Source organism: Roseibium sp. M-1 (assembly GCF_054515675.1).
This window is the reverse complement of the sequence record NZ_CM137257.1, coordinates 1,206,349-1,223,032: the sequence shown is the minus strand read 5'-3', so window position 1 is coordinate 1,223,032 and position 16,684 is coordinate 1,206,349. Positions and strand designations below refer to the sequence as shown.

At 60.0% G+C, this 16,684-nt stretch carries 17 protein-coding genes; 12 read left to right on the top strand and 5 right to left on the bottom strand.

Annotated elements, in window-relative coordinates; translation table 11 throughout:
* Positions 1–63 precede the first annotated feature (63 nt).
* Positions 64–507 (top strand): methyltransferase family protein, encoded by a 444-nt coding sequence (locus tag ACX3M4_RS05610; RefSeq protein ID WP_459357604.1) that lies wholly within the window; start codon positions 64–66, stop codon positions 505–507.
* 2 nt (positions 508–509) lie between these two features.
* Positions 510–1,106 (top strand): TetR/AcrR family transcriptional regulator, encoded by a 597-nt coding sequence (locus tag ACX3M4_RS05605; protein ID WP_459357603.1) that lies wholly within the window; start codon positions 510–512, stop codon positions 1,104–1,106.
* Between the two features lie 343 nt (positions 1,107–1,449).
* On the opposite strand, the gene ACX3M4_RS05600 is transcribed toward ACX3M4_RS05605, so the two are convergent.
* On the bottom strand, positions 1,450–1,785 hold the full coding sequence (locus ACX3M4_RS05600; protein ID WP_459357602.1) for a hypothetical protein: 336 nt from the start codon (positions 1,783–1,785) through the stop codon (positions 1,450–1,452).
* Between the two features lie 94 nt (positions 1,786–1,879).
* The gene (locus tag ACX3M4_RS05595; RefSeq protein WP_459357601.1) at positions 1,880–2,197 is read right to left on the bottom strand and encodes a hypothetical protein; all 318 of its coding nucleotides are present in this window, start codon (positions 2,195–2,197) and stop codon (positions 1,880–1,882) included.
* Positions 2,198–2,414: 217 nt separating this feature from the next.
* Here ACX3M4_RS05595 and cydD point away from each other — a divergent pair, with 217 nt between their 5' ends.
* From cydD to cydX, 5 genes are all read left to right on the top strand, one after another.
* Positions 2,415–4,208, top strand: a complete 1,794-nt coding sequence (cydD, locus tag ACX3M4_RS05590; protein WP_459357600.1) for a thiol reductant ABC exporter subunit CydD — start codon at positions 2,415–2,417, stop codon at positions 4,206–4,208.
* Positions 4,205–5,860, top strand: a complete 1,656-nt coding sequence (gene cydC, locus ACX3M4_RS05585) for a thiol reductant ABC exporter subunit CydC (RefSeq protein WP_459357599.1) — start codon at positions 4,205–4,207, stop codon at positions 5,858–5,860. Before cydD ends, cydC begins: the two co-directional genes overlap by 4 nt.
* 288 nt (positions 5,861–6,148) lie before the next feature.
* A complete protein-coding gene (locus tag ACX3M4_RS05580; RefSeq protein ID WP_459357598.1) occupies positions 6,149–7,753 on the top strand; it encodes a cytochrome ubiquinol oxidase subunit I in 1,605 nt (534 codons plus the stop codon).
* A 6-nt stretch (positions 7,754–7,759) separates the two neighbouring features.
* A complete protein-coding gene (gene cydB / locus ACX3M4_RS05575; protein ID WP_459357597.1) occupies positions 7,760–8,917 on the top strand; it encodes a cytochrome d ubiquinol oxidase subunit II in 1,158 nt (385 codons plus the stop codon).
* 10 nt (positions 8,918–8,927) lie between these two features.
* Complete coding sequence (gene cydX, locus ACX3M4_RS05570; RefSeq protein WP_459357596.1) at positions 8,928–9,047, top strand: cytochrome bd-I oxidase subunit CydX; 120 nt, start codon at positions 8,928–8,930, stop codon at positions 9,045–9,047.
* 46 nt (positions 9,048–9,093) lie between these two features.
* On the opposite strand, the gene ACX3M4_RS05565 is transcribed toward cydX, so the two are convergent.
* The 3 genes from ACX3M4_RS05565 to ACX3M4_RS05555 form a co-directional block, all read right to left on the bottom strand.
* Positions 9,094–9,798, bottom strand: a complete 705-nt coding sequence (locus ACX3M4_RS05565; RefSeq protein ID WP_459357595.1) for a methyl-accepting chemotaxis protein — start codon at positions 9,796–9,798, stop codon at positions 9,094–9,096.
* Positions 9,799–9,869: 71 nt separating this feature from the next.
* Complete coding sequence (locus ACX3M4_RS05560; protein ID WP_459357594.1) at positions 9,870–10,745, bottom strand: Vgb family protein; 876 nt, start codon at positions 10,743–10,745, stop codon at positions 9,870–9,872.
* A 119-nt stretch (positions 10,746–10,864) separates the two neighbouring features.
* A complete protein-coding gene (locus tag ACX3M4_RS05555; RefSeq protein WP_459357593.1) occupies positions 10,865–11,407 on the bottom strand; it encodes a redoxin family protein in 543 nt (180 codons plus the stop codon).
* A 371-nt stretch (positions 11,408–11,778) separates the two neighbouring features.
* Here ACX3M4_RS05555 and ACX3M4_RS05550 point away from each other — a divergent pair, with 371 nt between their 5' ends.
* From ACX3M4_RS05550 to ACX3M4_RS05530, 5 genes are all read left to right on the top strand, one after another.
* Positions 11,779–12,252 (top strand): TRAP transporter small permease subunit, encoded by a 474-nt coding sequence (locus ACX3M4_RS05550; RefSeq protein ID WP_459357592.1) that lies wholly within the window; start codon positions 11,779–11,781, stop codon positions 12,250–12,252.
* The gene (locus tag ACX3M4_RS05545) at positions 12,249–13,805 is read left to right on the top strand and encodes a TRAP transporter large permease (protein WP_459357591.1); all 1,557 of its coding nucleotides are present in this window, start codon (positions 12,249–12,251) and stop codon (positions 13,803–13,805) included. Before ACX3M4_RS05550 ends, ACX3M4_RS05545 begins: the two co-directional genes overlap by 4 nt.
* 18 nt (positions 13,806–13,823) lie before the next feature.
* Entirely contained in the window at positions 13,824–14,888 is a 1,065-nt protein-coding gene (locus ACX3M4_RS05540) for a TRAP transporter substrate-binding protein (RefSeq protein WP_459357590.1), read from the top strand.
* A 57-nt stretch (positions 14,889–14,945) separates the two neighbouring features.
* On the top strand, positions 14,946–15,602 hold the full coding sequence (locus tag ACX3M4_RS05535; protein ID WP_459357589.1) for a hypothetical protein: 657 nt from the start codon (positions 14,946–14,948) through the stop codon (positions 15,600–15,602).
* A gap of 212 nt (positions 15,603–15,814) precedes the next feature.
* Entirely contained in the window at positions 15,815–16,630 is an 816-nt protein-coding gene (locus tag ACX3M4_RS05530) for a hypothetical protein (protein WP_459357588.1), read from the top strand.
* Positions 16,631–16,684 lie beyond the last annotated feature (54 nt).

Sequence of the window (16,684 nt, the reverse complement as noted above, 5' to 3'; positions counted from 1 at the left end):
GACTTGTAAAATAATAAAAGATGAAATTTATTATCTTTCAATATACGGTTTTGGAGACCTGTCATGCCACAGATAATTCCACCCGCCCTTGTCGGCGTCTTCCTGTTGTCGATGATCCCGGTCACGATCTTTTGCCCCGGATCGCCGATGTTCCCGGCGCCCTACCAATGGGCAGGTCTTGCGATTGCCGCCGTGGGGTTGGTCTTCCTGAAAAAGGGTCACGGCACGTTCCGATCGCAGAAAACGGAAATTCATACTTTCCGCACGCCGACCCGGCTGGTGACTTCCGGGATCTACGCGATTTCTCGAAACCCGATGTATCTGGGGTTCCTGCTCATCCTGCTCGGGGTCGCCCTATGCACCAACGAGTTTTTGAACGTGTTGTTCGCGGTCGCCTTTTTCCTGATTGCCGAGTTCTGGTACATCCCGGTCGAGGAGCGCAATGCCGGGCAGGTATTCGGCTCAAGCTACGAAGACTACAGAAAAAACGTCAGGCGCTGGCTCTAGGTATGGCAAGACCGAAGGTAGAAGCAGGCGCAATCCGCGAAACCTTGCTTTTGGCAGCGGAGCGCCGGTTGAGGCGGCTTGGCACAGCGCGTTTCTCGGTTACCGATCTTGCGGCCGATTGCCGGATGTCACAGTCGAATGTCTATAGGTTCATCCCGAACAAGGCGGCCCTGATGGCTGCCTTGGCCGAGCGCTGGTTTGCCGAAATCGAGGCCGGTCTTCAGGAGAAAGTATCCGCTGCGGACAGCTGGCAAACGAAACTGAAGGCTTTTGTCAGGGTGCAACGCGACCTGAAAGCGGCCCGGTATGATGCCGATCCGGATTTGTTCCGGGCCTATCTGACGCTTGCGGGGGAAAACCCGGAGGCAGTCGGACTTCATGTGGCGAAACTGCAGAGCGTCTTGGAGGAAATTCTCGGCACAGTTTTCGAGGGCCGGGAAAGAACGAAGGCTTGCGAGTTGGCCGAAGACGCGACACAGCTGTTCCGGGATCCCTTCCTCATTGCTCGGCTGCGGCCAAGATGCACTGCGGAGCGTGCCGACGCGGCAATCGCTGCTGTCATAGCCACGCTGGAACGCCAGCTTGAGAACGAGCGGTAGAATGAAGCGCCTCGCGCGCCAGGCGAAGGCGAGCCGGATCTTCGTGGATTCAACTCGTTGCAGAACTACTGAGGGGTTGCAGAACCAAATGCTGAGTAAACTTCAACCGGTTGGTACACATATTTGTTGTCGTAGACCGTAAAAGCTGGCGCTAGTGGTTCGATTCTGACATTTGCATCCCCCTGCTGCTAGCGCTGGAGCAAATGTCAGAATCATAAGAACCACTAGATAAATATATGATTCTAGTGGAGCTTTTGAATTTGACATTTGAGCATCAGCCTAGCCGCGAGCGGGACTCAAATGTCAAATTCGCTCCACTAATCCACCAGTTAGAACCCGGACATCAAACGCCGAGATAATAGGCGGCAGTCCCCAGCAGCAGGGCCGGGATCAGCAGGGAATAGATGTTCAGGAATATCCAGAAAGCAGCGCGCTGCTTCTCGCGATAGATATAGCCAAAGGGCAGCAGCAGCTTTCCGTCGCGATAGGCCATGATCAGCAGGCTCGCGCAATATCCCAGAACGAGAAAAGCCGCGAAGGCGGTCAGAGCTTCGGTGAATGTGGCGGCAAGGAGCAGGATCGCGGCAAGCGCAGCGCCAAGACCCCAGATGCCCCAGCTCACCAGGCGGGCGGCAATCACGAAACCGTCCAGTCCCGGAATTCTGCTCCTGCCTGTCATTCGTCTCTCTCCCGGAAGGTGTTGAGTATCTGACGATATTTGACGATCCGGAAGAAGCGGATGCAAGGCTTAAGTCTTTCCGCCGGCTCAGGTCTCAGGCTGCCTGCGCCCGCGCTTCGACGGTCCAGTCCGCATGATAATGCGCAAACGAGACGAGACCGTCGATCTCGGCAAGAAGCGCCGAGAAGACCGGGTCTTTTGCAAGTCGCGCGGCCGCGCGTTTGGCCGAGGCCAGGTCGCGCCACAACACCAGGTCGGCAAAGAGATTGCCGTCTTCAGCGGCTTCATAGGCCGTCCAGGCCAGGAAACCGTCATAGGTCTGGACAGTATCGCGTGCCTTTCGGCGGGCATGACGCGCGGCATCCGCATCCTTCACCTTGAAAATCACCAGTTCGAGACAGGGCTCGCACATGTTCGTCTCCTTGAGTTTCAGAGGAATCTCCCTTGAACAAAAGATCGCACAGGCCTCCTGACAACCTCCTGTCAGGATGATTGGGCTGGACACGGAAATGTGGGTCTAACCCGAAGAGGAAGCGTTGGGGAGCAGACATCCGTTCCATGGCAAAACGGCGGACACCGTGGCAATCTGCCCCTTGTAATTGGGCGGGCAGGGCGACACTAAACGGCTGATGACGAAGCAAAGTCCGAAGAATTTGGCAGTCGGGGAGATGGAGGCGGGCGGAACCAGCGGTTCTGCGTCTTGCTTCGGCCAGGCGGATGCCGCTGACAGCAAAAGCCTGCGTCTGGCCGGCCTTCTGTTGGCTGCTTCCGATCTTCTCTGGATCGGGCAGGCGGCCCTGATCGCATGGGCGCTCGGACTGCTGCCATTTGCAGGCGTTACGGGACCGTCTGTGTTTCCCCAGGATGTGGTCTGGTATTCGGCCGTGGGCATAGTTCTGGTCGCGGTGCTTCGACTTTATCTGCAAAACCGGTCGGCAGACATGGCGCGGCTGACGGCCCGCGCCATCCAGAGCCGCGCGCGGCAAGAGCTTTTGAAGCGTGCGGTGGACCGCTCGCCGGCGGCATCCTTTCCATCCTCCGGCGCTTTTGCGGCCCATGTCACCGAACAGGTCGATCTGCTCGGCCCATATTACCGGACCTACGAACCCCAGACGATGCGTCTCCGCCTGGTGCCGCTCGGCATCGTGCTGGCAACCGCCTGTGTCAGCTGGCTTGCGGCGCTCATTCTGCTCATCTGCGGGCCGATAATTCCGCTCTTCATGGCGTTGATCGGCCTGAAGGCCAAGTCCGCAAGCGCCGGCCAGCAGGCGGAGCTGACGCGTCTGAGCGGCATTCTCCTCGATCGCATCCGCGGTCTTGAGACCTTGACCGTCTTCGGTTCGCTCGGCCGGACGGAAGCGCAGATTGCGGAAGCTGGAGAGCGCTTCCGAACCGGGACGATGCAGATCCTGAAAATCGCCTTCCTGTCGTCGACGGTACTGGAGCTGTTCGCCGCGCTCGGCATCGCCTTTTGCGCGGTCTATGTGGGTTTCTCGCTGCTTGGAGAGATTCAAACCGGCACCTGGGGAGCGCCGCTAACCTTTGCTGAGGGCCTTTTCGTCCTCCTCCTGGCACCCGAATTCTTTGCACCGCTCCGGGCCTTTGCGGCCGCCTACCACGACCGGGCAGGTGGCCTGGCCGCTCTGGAGAAACTTGAAACGCTCTTTGCGACGGATACGGATGACCGACGGTCGCTAGACCCGGCCCCGGCCAGTGTCGGTAGCGGCTTTACCTTGGCGATGCCGCCGGACATCCTGTTCCGATCGGCGACCATCCACCTGGAAAGCCGAGAGGTTTTCAATCAGCTCGATCTTCGGATCGCGGCCGGCGAAACTGTCCTGCTGGAAGGTCCAAGCGGCAGCGGAAAGACAACGCTGATTGACACGCTTCTAGGCTTCCATGAGCCGGTCGAAGGCGCGATCCTTGTGGATGGCAGGCCAGTTCATCAGATTGCGCAGGAGTTGCGCCGCCAGGTAATCTGGCTGGGGCAGGCACCTAGGCTCTTTCACGGTAGCCTGAGGTCCAATCTCAAGCGGGCTGTCGACGATCCGGACACGATAAGGGACGAAGATTATTGGACCGCCTTGCGGCTGGCAGGCGCAGAGGAACTCGTCCGGCGGCTGCCGCGTGGGCTGGACACGCTGCTGGGAGAAGACGGCTTTGGGCTTTCGGTCGGCGAGGTCCGCCGGGTCGCGCTGGCGCGGGCCGCGATGCGAAAGTCAGCGCCGATCCTGCTCGCTGACGAACCGACCGCCTCCCTCGACCCCGAAACCGCGGCGGATGTGATCGCGGGGCTGAAGAAGCTGACTCAAAACCGAACTTCCATCATTGCGACCCACGATCCGAACCTCCAATGCATCGCAGGCCGCCGGATCGCGCTTTGCGAAGAAGGCAGCCTTCGGCCTGAAGAGGTGCCGGCATGACATCCGTCTGGACCATCATCCGCCAGCAGCACCGGGCAGGGCGCCTGTTTTTCTGGCTCGGTCTCGCCGTGGCGCTGGTGCCGTCAGTTGCCGGTCTTTTGTTGCTCGGCGTCGCCGGCTGGTTCATCACGGCTGCCGCCGTCGCCGGAACGACGGGAGTTTTCCTAAACATCTTCGCCCCGAGCGCATTGATCCGGGCCTTCGCGATCCTGCGCACAGCTGGGCGATACGGCGAACGTGTCGTGACTCACGATGCGACGTTCCGCTTCCTGACCGGCTTTCGCAACCGGTTGTTTTCGGCCATGGCGGCGCGCGGTGGAGTGGGACGGCGTTCCGGACTGCTGCTCAACCGGCTGACGCTGGATATTTCCGCGCTTGATGCCATTTATCTTCGGCTGGTCGTTCCCCTCGCCGTCGCGGTTGCCGTGGCAGTGGGTGCTCTGCTTCTCTGGAGTTCGCTTTCGACAGCGCTGCTGATTGCCGGTGCCGCCTTTCTGGCGCTCTGGGCCGGGCTGGCACTGCATGTACTATTTCGCTGCGACAAGGCGACAGCGATTAGGTCCGATGCCGCGCTCGATGCCATGCGTCTGCGCGCTACCGACCTTGCGGCCGGCCGCAGGGATCTCGCCATCTATGGTGGACGTGAAGCCGTTGCCGCCTCGGTTCTGGAGGCGGACCGGCGTCTTGCCTTGTCGGAAGAGATCGAAGACCGCCGCGCACAGCGGCTGAGCGCGCTTGCGGCCTTCGCCGGTCAGGCGTTCCTCGCAATTGCGCTTCTGGTTTGCGCGGACGCAAGCCTGACCGGCACATTGAGCCCGGCGCTGGCGATCGGACTGCTTCTGGTGGTGATGGGACTGCCGGAAATCTTTGCCATGACGCTGCCGGGGTTCGCGAAGCTTCCGCGCACAATGCTCGCCTGCCGACGCATTCTGGCACTTGGGGCGGCAGACACGACTGCAGCACCGGGCGCAGACGGCGAGGCGGTTCGCAGGCAGAGTAAGGGGCCGATCCTGTCGTTCAGCAAAGTTGTCTTCCGCTATCCGGGCGCCGAACGGGACGTCGTCGAAAACCTGTCTTTCGACGTCCGGCATGGTGAGGTGGTTGCACTCTCCGGACGCAGCGGCTGCGGCAAGTCCACCGTCGCAGCGCTCGCAGCGCGGCTGAGACGACCTGCTGCTGGATGCATCCGGCTGGAAGGCGAGGATCTCGGCCGGTTCGGCGAGGTGGAACTGCGCGCGAAAATCACCGTGATCGGCCAGTGGGCCTATCTCTTTAACGACACCGTCGCGGAGAACCTGCGCATCGCCAATCCTGAGGCGAGCGATGAACAGCTCTGGCAGGCGCTGCAGCAGGCGGCACTCTCCGGCCGCATTGCGGAAGGCCGGGAGGGGTTGAACGCGGTTCTGGGGGAGCGCGGGCTCGGTCTTTCGGGTGGTGAACAGCGTCGCCTGGCGCTGGCGCGGGCGTTTCTGACAGCGCCGGACCTTTTCATTCTGGACGAGATGACGGAAGGCCTGGATGCGTCGACCGCAGCTGATGTGCTCGACCGGTTTTTTGCATTCAAGGGCAAGGCCTCGGTTCTGATGATCGCGCACAGGCAACAGGAACTGGTGCGGGCGGACAGGGTTGTCGTGCTGGACACCTTGTCCTGAGGCCGGACAGGCTGCTTTTGCGGATTGTTTCCGATATTCAAAGACTTCGCGTCCTGTTTTGCACGCCTTCAGGTTGCGTGAACCGATCTGTCGCATTGACCTTGACCTGGCACTGGGCCACGATCACCGCATTGGAAGACTCGAATTTCTAAGCCGGTTCATTGACGGGATTGGCAGGCACTTCCGCTCCTCGGGCAGAGAAGCGGTAACCTTGCCGGGGCGGCCGGAAGGCCGGGTTTTCCAGTCTTTAGTGCTCGGGTTCTCACTGGCCCGATAAGGGGGAATACGATGGAACTCAACGTCGTTGACCTGTCCCGGCTGCAATTTGCCATGACAGCGCTCTACCACTTCCTGTTTGTGCCCTTGACCATAGGCCTCGCCGTCCTTTTGGCGACCATGGAAACGGTCTATGTGATGACGGGCCGCGAGATCTGGAAGCGGATGGTCAAGTTCTGGGGCACGCTTTTCGGGATCAACTTCGTTCTTGGCGTCGCGACAGGCCTGACGATGGAGTTCCAGTTCGGCATGAACTGGGCCTATTTCAGCCAGTATGTCGGCGACGTCTTCGGGGCGCCGCTCGCGATCGAAGGCCTGATGGCCTTCTTTCTGGAAGCGACCTTCGTCGGGCTCTTCTTCTTTGGCTGGGACAAGCTCTCCCGCCGCCAGCATCTTATGGCCACATGGGCTGTCGCCATCGGCACCAATTTCTCCGCTCTCTGGATCCTGATCGCCAATGGCTGGATGCAGCATCCGGTGGGCGCCGCCTTCAACCCGGATACCATGCGCATGGAAGTCACAAGCTTCTATGAGGTGCTGTTCAATCCGGTGGCCCAGGCCAAGTTCGTGCACACGGTTTCTGCCGGCTATGTCACGGCTGCCATGTTCATGCTCGGCATCTCTGCCTGGTACATGCTCAAGGGGCGGCATATTGCGATTGCAAAGCGGTCGATGGCCATTGCCTCCGCCTTCGGTTTCGCTTCCGCCCTCTCGGTGGTCGTCCTTGGCGACGAAAGCGGCTATGAGGCGAACCTGAACCAGAAGATGAAGCTCGCCACAATCGAGGCCATGTGGGACACGGAGCCGGCGCCGGCATCCTTCAACATTGTCGCCTGGGCCGACATGGAAAAACGCGAGAACGTCTTCGCAATTGAAGTGCCCTACGTCATGGGCCTGATCGCGACCCGCTCGCTTGACACCGTGATCCCCGGCATCAAGGACCTCGTCGAACGCACCAAGGACCGAATCCGCCAGGGCGCGATTGCCTGGGACGCATTGCAGAAGATCCGTCACGATCCGGCCAATGCCAGCGAGGATGTGCGCGAGACTTTCCGGATCAACGAAAATTCTCTCGGCTATGCCTATCTGCTGTTGCCGTTCACCGACAATCCGATGGAAGCGACGACCGAACAGGTTGATGCGGCTGCCTGGTCGACGGTGCCGGAAGTCATGCCGATGTTCTATGCTTTCCGCATCATGGTGGCCTGCGGCTTCTTCTTCATCCTCATGACGGCGGTTTTCTTCTACTTTTCTTCCTCCGGACGGCTGGACCTTATGCGTGAGAAGCGCCGATGGATGCTGCATGTTGCAGTCTGGTCCATTCCATTGCCCTTCATCGCTTGCGAAATGGGTTGGTTCGTCGCCGAATACGGCCGCCAGCCATGGATAATCGAGAGCATGCTGCCAACCGCTGCCGGGGTTTCCAGCCTCAGCGTTACCGAAGTGCTGCTGACGCTTGCCGGCTTTGTCGTGCTCTACAGCGTGCTGCTGGTCATCGAGATCGCGCTGATGATCAAATATATCAAGATCGGTCCGGAAGACGGCGAGGGGACGGAAGACCTTCCCGCCTCCGTCAGACGGCCGGTTTCTCCTTCAGCCACTGTTCCGGCGGAGTAAGCAGACATGGTTCTCTATGAATTGATCGATTACTCGGTGCTGAAAATGATCTGGTGGCTGCTGCTCGGCATCCTCCTGATCGGCTTTGCGGTCATGGACGGCTTCGACATGGGCGTCGGCACGCTGCTGCCCTTCGTCGCCGAGACCGATATAGAGCGGCGCGTCGTCATCAACACCATCGGCCCGACCTGGGAAGGCAACCAGGTCTGGTTCATCCTCGGCGGCGGAGCGATCTTCGCTGCGTGGCCACCGCTTTACGCCATCAGCTTCTCCGGCTTCTATCTGGCGATGTTCGTCGTGCTTGCCGCCATGATCTTGCGGCCGGTGGCCTTCAAGTACCGCTCCAAGCGGCCTGATCCATCCTGGCGTACTGCCTGGGACTGGGCGCTGTTCACCGGCTCCTGCGTTCCGGCGCTTGTCTTCGGCGTTGCTGTCGGCAACGTTTTGCTCGGCGTGCCATTCTCGCTGGATAACGATCTTCGCATGACCTACGAGGGATCGTTCTTCGGATTGTTCTCGCCGTTCTCGCTGCTCTGCGGGCTGCTTTCCCTTTCCATGCTGGTCATGCACGGATCGGTCTGGCTGGTCATGCGCGCCAGCGGCGACATCGCCCGGCGTGCCCGCCGGTTCGGCACGGTCGCTGCCGGGCTCGCCATCGTTCTTTTCGCGCTCGGAGGGTATCTGGTTGCCAGCGGCTATGTGGAAGGGTTCCGTATCACTTCCGAAATCGATCCGAACATGGCCGCCAATCCCCTGGCCAAACAGGCGATCACGGAAGGAGGCGCATGGATGCACAATTACACTGTCCACCCGGTGCTTTGGCTGGCTCCGGCGCTCGGCTTCCTTGGTCTTTTCCTGACGCTGATCCTGTTGCAGACAAAGCTGGAAATGCTAATCTTTCCGGTCTCCAAGACGGCGATCTTCGGGATCATCTCAACTGTCGGCGTCTCCATGTTTCCGTTCATCCTGCCGTCTTCCGTCCAGCCGGAGGCGAGCCTGACGGTCTGGGATGCATCCTCGACCCACCGGACGCTGTTCAACATGCTTGTGGCAACCCTCATCTTCCTGCCCATCGTGCTTGTCTACACCGCCTGGGTCTACAAGGTGCTGTGGGGTAAGGTGGACGAGGAAACCATCGAACGCGACAATCACTCGGCCTACTGAGGAGAGAAACATGTGGTACTTCGCCTGGATGCTCGGCATGCCGCTGGCGTGCTGCCTCGCCATCCTCAACGCCATGTGGCTGGAATTGCGCACGGAAGACGAGCGCCGCCGGCTGGAAGGCAAGTCGTAGAATCCCCGGGAAGCAACACAGGGGCTTTGCGGGATGCTGGGAACACCTAACCGAGGGCGCGGGATGCTTCGCGAACCTTGTGGGTCGCGGCATCGATCTGCGCTGTCGACGACGAAATCGACTGAATGTTCGATGTCAGCCTCTCGACGCCTCCGGACGCGATCTGCATGTTTCTGGATATATCCTGCGTCACGGCCGTCTGCTGATCGACTGCCGAGGAAATGCCGAGCGAAATTTCATTGATCCTCTCGATGGTCGTCATGATCTTCTCGATCGCCAGCACCGCATTGTCGGTGGTGTTCTGCACCGAAACGATCTGATTGGAGATTTCCTCCGTCGCCTTGGTTGTTTGGGAGGCAAGGCTTTTGACTTCCGAGGCGACCACCGCGAAGCCCTTGCCCATTTCCCCGGCGCGCGCCGCCTCGATTGTAGCGTTGAGCGCGAGCAGGTTTGTCTGGTTGGCGATGCCGTCAATAAGCTCGATCACGTTGCCGATGGTCTTCGCATCTTCGGACAGTCCCGACATGATCTTGCTCGACTGCGCGGCTTCCTCGACCGCGCTGTGGGCAATGTCCATCGCTGATTTGACCTGGCGGCTGATTTCCTGAATGGACGCCACGAGTTCTTCAGCGGCGGCTGCGATCGACTGGACCGAGGTGGCAGCCTGTTCGGAGGTTTTTGCAGAATCTTCCGCCTGTTTGACAGTGTCCGTCAGAGCCAGCGCAATTTCGTCCAGATCCGCATTCACCACTTTCTGGATGTCGCGCCGACTGCATTCGGCAAAAATAGAGAGGTCATGTCGCGGAGCAGGGAAACCGCCGTCTAGTTGATTGCCACCGTGTATTTCACGACACGATTGTTGTCGCTGTCTGAGATGAAATACTCGTTCCCGCGGATGACGATTCCTTCCGGATCGTCGAACTGGTTCGGTCCCTTTCCTGGCCGACCGGTGCCAAGCACACCGACCAGGATGGCGCCTTCCTCGGCATTCGGATCAATCATCAGGATCCGGTGGGCGTCCTGGTCGGCGACAACCAGTCTGCCGAAACTGTCGATGTCGAGATAGCGTGGACCTGTGAAACCGAACTCCGGTCCGTCGACCACCTGCAGCACTTCCAGATCAGGCGTGTAACGGACAAGCCGCCTGTTGAAATTGTCCGCGACCCAGACCGAGCCGTCCGGTGCCTCGGCAACGTCATGAGCGCCCGGATGAGAACCGGCACTCGCAACCGCCTTGCCGTTTTCGTAGGCAATGACCTCTGCGGTGCCGCCGGACATGGCATAAATTCGCCCGTTGCTGTGTGCGAGCGCTCCTTCCGTGCGGCTTGCCGGCAGGATTTCGACAGGCGAACCGTCCAGCGTCTCGAGACCGGAATAGACATAAACGCTGTTCATTCCCGTTACCGCAACCGCAATCCGACCGTCCGGCGCAAAGGAAATGTCGTGCACGCCGGGCAGCACGCCTGCGGAATAGGTTTCCAGAAGTTCAAGAGTATCAGGATCCAGGACGGCGATGCGGTGACCGAATTTGTCGGCCACATAAAGTCGGCCGTCCGGGCCAAAGGCCAGGTCATGCGGATCCCGCAGAACTTCGGGACCAGCTTTTTCGAAAGCGGCAAAGGGGGCTGGAGCGTCTTCGGCTTGAACCGGCTGGCTTGCGACAAGTCCAAGGATCAAAAAAGCAACCGCACAACGCATCGACACACCTCCGCTGACACAATGGAAGTAGGGGAGGAACCCGCACTTGCCAGCCGGGAGGCAAAAAAAGACCCCGGCTGCTTGGGCCGGGGTCGGAGCAATCAGGTCATGCCTGAATCTTATGCTGCCTGCACCTTTGCGGCGCGCAGCTTTTCCAGAATGTTCTGCGGAGAGGAGACGCCGTAAGGGTCGCTTTCGCAATTGTCGGAGAAGCCTTCTTCCTCGAACCACTGTTCGACCACGCCATCGTTGACGATGGCGCCATAGCGCCAGGAACGCATGCCGAAGCCGAGATTGTCCTTGGCGACAAGCATGCCCATCTTGCGGGTGAACTCGCCGGAACCGTCCGGGATCACCTTGACGTTTTCCACGCCCTGCGCCTTGGCCCAGGCATTCATGACGAAAGCGTCGTTGACGGAAATGCAGTAGATCTCGTCGACGCCTTCAGCCTTGAACTCGCCGAACAGCTTTTCGAAATCCGGCAACTGGAAGGTGGAGCATGTCGGGGTGAAGGCACCCGGCAGCGAGAACAGAACAACCTTCTTGCCCTTGAAATAGTCGTCGCTGGTCTTGTCTTCCCAGCGGAAGGGATTAGGGCCCTCGATGGACTCGTCGCGGACGCGGGTGCGGAAGGTGACGAAGGGAACTTTTTTGCCGAGCATCGCAAACTCCAAAATTGAATAGGCAGTTGTTCCGGAGCGCCTGAAAAATCGCCACCCCGGGAGGAAGGGAAGGCAATCGCGCTCCGAAGGGAGGAGGGGTTTCGCGTAGCGTATTTGCTGCGCTGCCGCAATTGATTTTGCTGCGCGAAATCGAAGCAGTCCCGACACACTACAGTCGTCTCACCAAGACTTGAAAACACGTGATCGGAGCCCCGCGCGGCGCCCCTGTGCGCAACCCGGCAAGACCGCGAAATCCTTGTATACACATGGCAATTGGCTGTTTAAGCTGAGGCCGCCCCAACCGGATCGTTTGCGATAGCGGCAGGGGCCGGGCCTTCAGGGGCGGGAACTGGTAAACGGCAAGAGATTTCATGCGCAGGGTGTTTTCAGCGGTGCTCTGGCTCTGTACGGGGCTCGCGGCAATCGTGTTTTTCGGCCAGCTGGCCATGGTGCTGATGCGCTATCTGCTCGGCGTTGGTTTTCTGGAGATCCAGGACGCGGTCAACTATGCCTTCGCCGCGCTGGTGGCCCTCTCCGTCGCTGTCTCCTTTGATGCAGACAGGCACGTGCGCGTCGATGTCTTCCGCCAGAACTGGAATGCGGCCACAAACCGTCGCATCGATTGGCTGGGCGATTTGCTGCTGGCCCTGCCGGTCTTCGGCCTGATGCTGTGGACGGCATTTCCGCTGGTGCGCAGCTCCTGGGAAATTCTGGAAGGGTCGCCTGAAACCGGAGGGCTGCCGGGCCTCTTCGTCGTTAAGACCTGTCTGCTGATCCTGCCTGCGCTGGTGCTGCTCTATGCCCTGCAGCGGCTGGTTGGCGCGCTCCGGCGGAAGATCGCATGAGCGCCGATATCCTCTGGCTTCTGCTGCTGGCCTTCGCCGTCTTCGCCTGCATTCTTTCCGGCGTGCCGGTGCTTCTTGCCATTGCCGGAGCGCCGACGATTGTTGCGCTGCTGGCGGCAGCCACGGGACATTTCGACCTGGTCTTCTTCCAGGCCGTGCCGCAGCGGATCTACGGCATCATGACCAACCCGCTGCTGCTGGCGGTGCCACTTTTTGTGCTGATGGGACTGCTTCTGGAAAAGTCGCGCCAGGCGGAGAAAATGCTGCAGAGCCTTACGGCGGCTATGGGTGGCCATCAGTCAGCGCTCGCTCTTTCCGTCGTGCTTGTCAGCGCACTGATCGCCGCCTCCACCGGCATCATCGGGGCGACGATCGTCATGCTCGGCACCATCACGCTGCCGGCCTTGCTGGCTGCCGGTGTCAACAAGCACATGAGCAGTGGCCTCATCTGCGCCAGCGGCACACTTGGTCAGATCATCCCGCCGTCGATCGTGCTGATCCTTCTGGGAGACCAGGTCTCCAACGCCTATTTCGAGGCGCAGCAGGAGGCCGGCAATTTCGCACCGGATCCGGTCACCGTCGGCGACCTCTTTGCCGGGGCGCTTATCCCGGGTTTGCTGCTGGTTGCGCTTTATGCGGCCTATGTCCTGTTGCGATTGCGAAGGACCGGAACCTGCGAAGCTCGGACGGAATCCAAGGCAAGGGTCGGCATTGCCGAGCTGCTGCGCAATGTCGCTCCGACCCTTGGTCTGATCGTCGCCGTTCTCGGCAGCATTCTGGTCGGCATCGCAACGCCGACCGAGGCAGCCAGCGTTGGCGTGGCCGGGGCCGTTCTCATCAGTGCTGCCGGCCAGGGCGGTTGGACGGCGAAAGGGGCGATTGCCTGTGCCCTTCTTGCGGTCCTGCTCCTGTTGCTGCGCCGGGCAGGCCTGTTCGGACTCGATTTCGAAGGCGGCAAGGTCGCCTGGACCGCGTTATCTCTCGTCTCCATTACATTGACTGCGGCGGCTTTCCTGCTGTTGCTGGCTGCTAGTGCCGCCTTGCTGCGGGGTGGGCTGCTGCTGCCGGCCTTGAGCGAAACCGTCAAGATCACCGGCATGATCTTCGGCATCGTCATGGCGGCCAGTGTCCTGTCGCTGGTCTTTCGAGGCTTCAACGGGGATGAGCATGTTTCCGAACTGCTGAATGCGTTGCCGGGCGGCCCATATGGCATGCTGCTCCTGACGATGCTGGTGATCTTCCTCCTCGGGTTCATCCTGGAATTTGTCGAGATCATCTTCATCGTGGTGCCGATCGTCGGACCGATCCTCCTGCAGTCGGATATCAGCCCGGTCTGGTTCGCGGTGTTGATTGCGCTTAACCTGCAAACATCCTTCTTGACGCCGCCCTTCGGGTTTGCCCTCTTCTATTTCCGGTCGGTTGCACCGGCGGAGATCCGCACTTTCGATATCTATGTCGCGGTCATCCCCTTTGTCGCCATCCAGCTGCTGGCCCTGGGCCTCGTCGCCACCTTTCCGATCCTGGCAACGCTGTTGCCGTCCGTCCTGTTTTGAGCTTTGAGGGAGTAAGACATGAAAAGACGTGATTTCCTGAAAGCGGGGGCTATTGCCGCACCCGCAAGCCTGCTGGCGGCACCCGCCATTGCCCAGGGCAAGATCGAATGGAAACTGCCGACCTCCTTTCCGGCCAAGGCGCCTGGCGTCGGCACCAACGTGACCACGTTCGCAGAACGCGTTACGGCGATGTCCGACGGCCAGCTCACATTGAAGGTCTTCTCCGGCGGTGAGCTTGTCCCGCCTTTCGGTGTTGCGGATGCCGTCGAACAGGGGACGGCTGAGATTGGCCATTCAACCCCATATTACGCTGCCTCCAAGAACTCCGCCTTGCACTTCTTCTCGGCCGTGCCCTTCGGCATGACCGCTGTCGAGACGACCGCGTGGCTGCGCTATGGCGGCGGTCAGGAATTGTGGGACGGACTTTATGCCGAACGCGGCCTGAAGCCGTTCTATTCCGGCAGCTCGGGCGTCCAGGCGGCCGGCTGGTTCAAGAAGCCGGTGGAAAGCCTGAACGATCTGTCCGGCCTCAACATGCGTATCGCCGGCCTCGGCGGCGAAGCGATGCGCAAGCTCGGCGTCAACGCGGTGCTGCTGCCGCCCCCGGAAATCTTCCCGGCCTTCCAGTCCGGTGCCATAGACGCCGCGGAATGGGTCGGTCCGATGCTGGATCAGGCTTTCGGTCTGCAGAAGGTTGCGAGCTACTGCTACGTTCCTGCCTTCCACGAACCATCCGCGGCGCTCGAGATCATTGTCAACAAGGAGGCTTACGACAGCCTGCCGGCACATCTGCAAGCAATCATCGCCAATGCCGCCGATGCGGCCGCGACCGAAACGACCGCCCAGTTCGACTATTACAACGCCGTTGCCATGAAGAAGCTGAAGGAGGAGGGCGTCACCTTCGCAAACTTCCCCGACGATGTCCTGGCAGCACTCAAGACGGCGGTTTCCGAGGTGATGGCCGAGAATGCAGCAGCCAATCCGAAATTCGCCGAAGTCCAGAAGAGCTACGATGCTTTCCTGGATCTGGCCAAGGATTATGCCCTTCTGGTGAAGGCTTCGACCTTTACCCAGCGCATGTAACTGAAAGGCCCTGCCGGGTGTAAGTCTCGGCAGGGTTTTTCACTCGGGAGAAGACCTGTGACAGCTTCCCGAATTCTGCTTGTGTCGATCCTTCTGACAGCCGCCTTCTATATCGGCAGCTTCGTGGCTCTCGGAAGTGGTTTCCCGACGGTGGAGACCAGCGGCGAGGAGATTGTCGCCTGGTTCTCCGAAAACGGCCACAAGGCCAGGATCTATGCCTGGACCTCTGCCTTTCTCTCTCTTGGACTTGCCATCTTCGCCGGACTGGTCGCTTCGGTGATGCCGCGACCGCACCGCTACATCTTCTTCGCCGGCGTCATCGGTTGCATCGTGACCTCTCAGGTCCAGGCCTGGTTCTGGGCGGGGCTGGCATTTGAGCCGGAGGGGCTCGCCCCCTCAACGGCCCGTACGCTCTTCATCATTCCCGCCTTCTGGGGGCCGGTCATCAACGGCTCCATGGCAACCATGGCTGTTCCCTTCATAGCGCTCGGACTTGCCAGGGAAACCGTCATCCCGCGCTGGCTGACCTGGCTCAGCGTCATCTTCGGCGTGGAGCAGCTTATCGAGACGGTCACCGTCTTCGGCTCGAGCGGCTTCTTCGCACCGGGCGGAGCAATGAATGTCTATCTCGGCGGGATACTCGGTTTCCTCTGGGTGAGTGGTGTCGTCCGATGGGCAATGCCGCGTTTGCGCGAGATTAGCAAGACGGCTTAAGACCGTCCGAACCAATCCGTTTCAAGATCCAAGATCCTGCAGCCACAAGCGTTCCACGATCCCCTCCGGAACCTGTTCTCTCAATCTGTCTTTCTCACGGTCAGGTGACTATTGGGTTGGCTTAAATAGCAACCTGTAATAGCATAATTGAAAAGAGCAACCTATTCAGACCTATTCTGACAAAACCTGACAAAATCTACCGGAGTGAGCCTATGAAAAACCTGTTCCGCATCGCACTGGTCGCGCTTGGCCTATCGGCGCTTCAATTTGGCGGTGCTGCTGCCAATGACATGCCGCCTCCGCAATCGGACACCTGGTCATTGCAATCGCAATTCCTCGCCTGCAAGGGCAATTCCTATGCTCTTTGCTATTATTCCGGGCCGGAGATCGCGACACCCAGCCGGCACGGCGCGACACCGCCGGTCATGCCTTGCACGGTGGATGCAAATTCCGATGGGAAGCTGGCCGATTGTACCTGTTACGCAGTGACCGATGTTGCGGACGAAGCCGACGGCAACCCCCTGGGCATCATGTTCCAGTACAACTACGTCCTGCTGACCAGCATCCTGCAGCCCGATGTGTATGACAACACGCTGAGCACGTGCGGCCCGACTGGGAAAAACTGCCTGAACCTGAAGAACCTTTCCGACTGTGCTGACAATGGGTTTCAGGGCGACAGCTGTCAGCAGGCGGATGTGTGCTCAATGCTGGGCGATATCAGCGCGGGCGTCGGGCAAACGCTTTACAAGAACATGCCCGACATGAAGCTGATTTCGACCTTCAGCTTCCAGAATATCTCGCAGCACAGCTTCGGGTCGACCGCGTGCGAAGCCGACAGCTACGCCGGCTGCATGACGGCCCCTTGCAAGGAAGGTGCGGATGGCCTGACGACCTGCCAGTGCCCGGTCTATGAAGGCCCTTACCAGGTTGGCCAGCAGGAAAAACGCCTGAAAGATCTCGGCCTCGGCTGCGAAATTTCACCGAATGTCTGGTCCGCCGCAAACCACGTCAAGCCGTCGGCTCAATAGACGAAGCCTCTAAAGCAGGGTTCCGGAACAGCCGGGACCCTGCAAAATTCGGTC